This is a genomic window from Bartonella sp. EBT8, from assembly GCF_055796165.1.
Genome location: NZ_JBTTDJ010000071.1, coordinates 1 through 1403, shown reverse-complemented (window position 1 = coordinate 1403; position 1403 = coordinate 1). Strand labels below are relative to the sequence as shown.

Here is a 1403-nt window from a genome sequence, read left to right as displayed (position 1 = left end):
TTCAAAAGGATATTATTATTTTTTAACATATAAAATTATGTTTTGTAGCGCTCTTTAATTTAATATTGATTGACATAGGTGTATGGTGTATAGTATCAAGTATCAAAAGGGAAATATATGGCAATTGTTAGTTTTAAGCATAAAGGGTTGAAATTATTTTTCGAAAGAGGATCTTGCAAAGGTATACAACCTGCTCATGCTAAAAAATTAGCAAATATTTTGGTAATTTTAGATACGATATCCGCTCCTGAACAAGTAACCCTAAAATCGTATCGTCTCCATGAACTTGCAGGGGATTTAAAAGGTTATTGGTCAATGCGTGTCAATGCCAATTGGCGGGTTACCTTTCGTTTTATTGGGACAGATGTTGAACTTGTTGACTATCAAGATTATCATTGATTTTTTGAGGTATTATGATGATGTACAATCCTCCACACCCTGGTAACATTTTGAAAGAAGAATTGCTTGATGAATTAGGGTTAACAGTAACAGAAGCAGCAAATCGTCTTGGTATTGCGCGTTTAACTTTATCACGCGTCTTAAATTGTCATGCGGCAATTAGTATCAACTTAGCTTTACGCTTAGAAAAGGCGGGTTTAAATGATGCGGAATTTTGGCTTAAATTGCAACAAAAGCATGATCTCTGGCAAGCGCGTCATAACAATCCAATTCCACATATTTCACCTTTAGAGCAAGCAGGGCATCTTTAAAAATTAATATCTACTCTGTCCTAAAATGCACTTAGTTTTTATATTTTTTAAGCTTTTCAAAAGACAAAACTTCTATATAGGTTTTGTAGTTCCTATGGTAACCAAAATATCGCAGACCATCGTTTGTTTTAGTTAAATCAAAAAATTTGCAAGATCTTCTTATACTTTCAGTTAAATTGCAGACAATATAGCAAAATCCAGGAACATTTTGAGATGGTGGTATTGGACATCCATTCACCGTGAAAGCCTCACCTTTACGAACTTTTTCTAAATAATCAAAAATATGCGTAACTGGGCTTTTATCCATTGGGTCTATTTCATTTTCTGTTGGTTGTTCGATAGTTACGATTATAATGGATTCAAGCGGAAAAGACTTGGTTTCAGAAACTAAAAAAGGACCGTCGTAGATATGCTTAAAGTCATAAAAATCAGTTTTTATAAAACCATTAATTTTTTTCAGATGGACATCAAGCATATCAAGGAGAAACTTGGGATTTCTATCAAATTGAGGTGTTGATCTGTTCACTGAATGCTCCTGTATAGATAACGAAAACTCTGTCAAAGTCAAAAACTTTACTTTGTATTATTAGTGGAAGCTTGGAGCGTATAAACAGAGATATTGATTAAACTGCGTGTACGCAACATAAGGAAAATTACGCAGACTAAAAAATAGCACCAAAGTAAAGTGTCCAC

3 protein-coding genes are annotated in these 1403 nt (G+C 33.6%); 2 read left to right on the top strand and 1 reads right to left on the bottom strand.

Annotated features, from left to right (window positions below; all coding sequences use genetic code 11):
• Positions 1–117 precede the first annotated feature (117 nt).
• Together AC0QT4_RS09115 and AC0QT4_RS09110 are read left to right on the top strand one after the other, a co-directional pair.
• Positions 118–399: a type II toxin-antitoxin system RelE/ParE family toxin gene (locus tag AC0QT4_RS09115; RefSeq protein ID WP_473201347.1), complete on the top strand. Its 282-nt coding sequence runs from the start codon at positions 118–120 to the stop codon at positions 397–399.
• A gap of 17 nt (positions 400–416) precedes the next feature.
• Complete coding sequence (locus tag AC0QT4_RS09110) at positions 417–710, top strand: HigA family addiction module antitoxin (protein ID WP_473201348.1); 294 nt, start codon at positions 417–419, stop codon at positions 708–710.
• 31 nt (positions 711–741) lie between these two features.
• Here the strand turns inward: AC0QT4_RS09110 and AC0QT4_RS09105 are convergent, their stop codons facing one another.
• On the bottom strand, positions 742–1236 hold the full coding sequence (locus AC0QT4_RS09105) for a hypothetical protein (RefSeq protein ID WP_473201346.1): 495 nt from the start codon (positions 1234–1236) through the stop codon (positions 742–744).
• Positions 1237–1403 lie beyond the last annotated feature (167 nt).